Origin of the sequence: Mucilaginibacter sp. RCC_168, from assembly GCF_041355315.1 — a bacterium.
Classification (GTDB): domain Bacteria; phylum Bacteroidota; class Bacteroidia; order Sphingobacteriales; family Sphingobacteriaceae; genus Mucilaginibacter.
Genome location: NZ_JBFUPN010000060.1, coordinates 1 through 2,615, shown reverse-complemented (window position 1 = coordinate 2,615; position 2,615 = coordinate 1). Strand labels below are relative to the sequence as shown.

Genomic DNA, 2,615 nt, shown 5'->3' with positions numbered 1-2,615 from the left:
CTCGCCAATCCGGCCCCGCTGATGCAGATCTCACCGGTTACCCCAACAGGCACCAGTCCCTGATCCGGCCCCAGGATGTATATCTGGGTATTGGCTATCGGACGGCCGATCAAAATAGCATCGTTTAGTATCGGGTTTGGCGCAAAGGTTGCACATACTGTATATTCAGTAGGGCCGTATGCATTAACTACATTGATTCCCGCCGACTGAAATTCTTTTGTTAAATTTCGATTTAAATTTTCCCCCGCTGATATTATTGTTTTAATATTATTTAAGCTTCCCTTGATTTGTAACTGGTAAGAAGGCGGGATAGTTAAAATATCTATTTTAAATTTTTCTATTAACGTTGTGATTAAATCAACCGATAAAAGCGTTTCTTTTGTGGGTATGATTAACCTGCCCCCGCTTATTAGTGTTGTAAATATTTCTGAGCATGATGCGTCAAAACTGAATGAGGCAAATTGAAGGACAATTTTATCTTCATTTAATTTAAAAAGTAACACCTGGCTAAGCGTCATATTTACAAAACCGCTATGCTCAATCATAACGCCTTTCGGCCATCCGGTAGAACCGGAAGTATAGATGACATAAGCGAGGTTGGATGGGAGGAGTTTAGTTTTAACCTTTTGGATATGCTGTGTATCGATAAGGTGTTTTTCGGTATTGATATTGATAACGAGAAGCCCATCTTCATCCGGGAGCAGAACGGCACCTGCGGTTAGCGCGATCTTAGCATCGGTATCCTGGATCATGTAGGCGATACGGTCCTGGGGATAATCAGGGTCGATGGGGACATAAGCGGCTCCGGCTTTTAATATACCGAGAATGCCGATGATCATTTCCAGGGAACGCTCGACACAGATGACGACCAGGCTATCCTCGCGGACCCCTTTTGAACGGAGAAAATGTCCCAGTTGGTTGGAACGTTCATCGAGTTGCCGATAGGTGAGCTCTTCGTCCCCGAACACAACGGCAATACTATCAGGGGTCTTATCCGCCTGCTGGTAAAAGAGGTCCACTATTGTTTTATCCTTCGGATAATCCGCTGCGGTATCATTGAATTCGAATAAGAGCTGCCGGCGCTCGCTATCGGTGATCATCTGCAGCTCTTCCAGTGGTTGGTTCTGGTCTGCTACAACAGCCTGCAACAAACGCTCATAATGCGTGAGCATCCTTTGTACCGTTTCCCGGTCATACAGATCGCTGTTGTAGTTTATTTCTCCGCTTATCCCGGCGGGGTTCTCCCGCAGGGTAACAGACATATCAAACTTTGACGTATTGTCCTGGTTGCCTTCAAATGATACCGACAATCCGGCGAGCCCGTTTTCAAGACTGTCCGCCTGTGCATTATTCTGGAGGACAAACATGATATCAAAGAGCGGGCTTCTGCTCATGTCCCTTTCCTTTACCACAGCCTCGACGACCTTTTCGAAAGGCACCTCCTGGTTGGCATAGGCCTCCAGAGTTGTCTTTCTCACCTGGAGGAGGAACTCTCGGAAAGACATTCCCGGTGATATCCGGTTACGTAAAACGAGGGTATTGATAAAGAACCCGATGAGTCCTTCTACCTCCTGCATCTGTCGCCCGGCTACGGGGCTACCGACACAGATGTCATCCTGTCCAGTGTATTTATGCAATAATATGTTGAAGGCGGATAATAAAGTCATGTACAGGGTAGCTCCGTTGTCCAGGCTCATTCTTTCCAGGCTTGCGGTAAGTTCCTTGTCGAGGCGGAAACCCGCTGCTGCGCCCTTACTGCTTCGTAGCGGAGTCCTGGTATGATCCGTTGGGAGATTAAGGACCTGTAGCCCAGCAAGCTGCTGCTGCCAGTAGGCCATCTTATTATTGAGGACGTCCCCTGACAAGTACTCCCGCTGCCAGATCGTGTAATCGGCATACTGGACGGGTAATTCCGGCAGTTGGTAATTGCGGCCTGCAGTAAAAGCGTTATAAAGTTCCGTCAGTTCATTGACCAAAATGGGTATAGACCATCCGTCTGAAATGATATGGTGCATGGTTCCGAGCAATACATGCTCAGCTTCGCCGACCCTGATCAGGTCGCCCCGGAGCATATAATCCGCGGCCAGGTTAAAGGGAGCAGCGATGAGCTTCTCGATCTTATCAGTTAAATCAGCTTCATCCCGGTAAACAAAATCATTCGCGGATCCCAGTTTCCAACCGTCTTTATCCAGTATGCGCTGGTAAGCCATGCCATCTTCTTCCGCGATCACCGTGCGGAGGACCTCATGTCGGTTTACAATGGTTCTCAATGCTTTTTCAAGGACAAGGGTGTCCAGTTCACCTTTTAGTCTTAATACAAAAGGGAGATGATATTGCAAACTACCCTCCAGTGCATCGATGAACCATAACCTTTCCTGAGAAAAAGATAAAGGAATCTTCTCGGGGCGGGGAGCGGCGATGATCGCAGGCAGGGCAGGTGCAGCATCCGTTGCGGCTATATAACCGGCAAGTAATGCAATGGTCGGATTATTGAATACCGTGCCGATGCCCAGCTCTACATCGATTTCCCTTCTGGCGGAAGAAACGAGTCTCATGGCCAGGAGTGAATGTCCGCCGAGCTGGAAGAAGTTATCGTGTATGCCAACGCGCTCAAC

The 2,615-nt window shown here is 48.1% G+C and carries 1 protein-coding gene; it reads right to left on the bottom strand.

Annotated elements, in window-relative coordinates; translation table 11 throughout:
* Positions 1-2,615 (bottom strand): condensation domain-containing protein (locus tag AB6735_RS27935; RefSeq protein ID WP_370999468.1); only part of this gene is annotated, 2,615 nt, incomplete at both ends.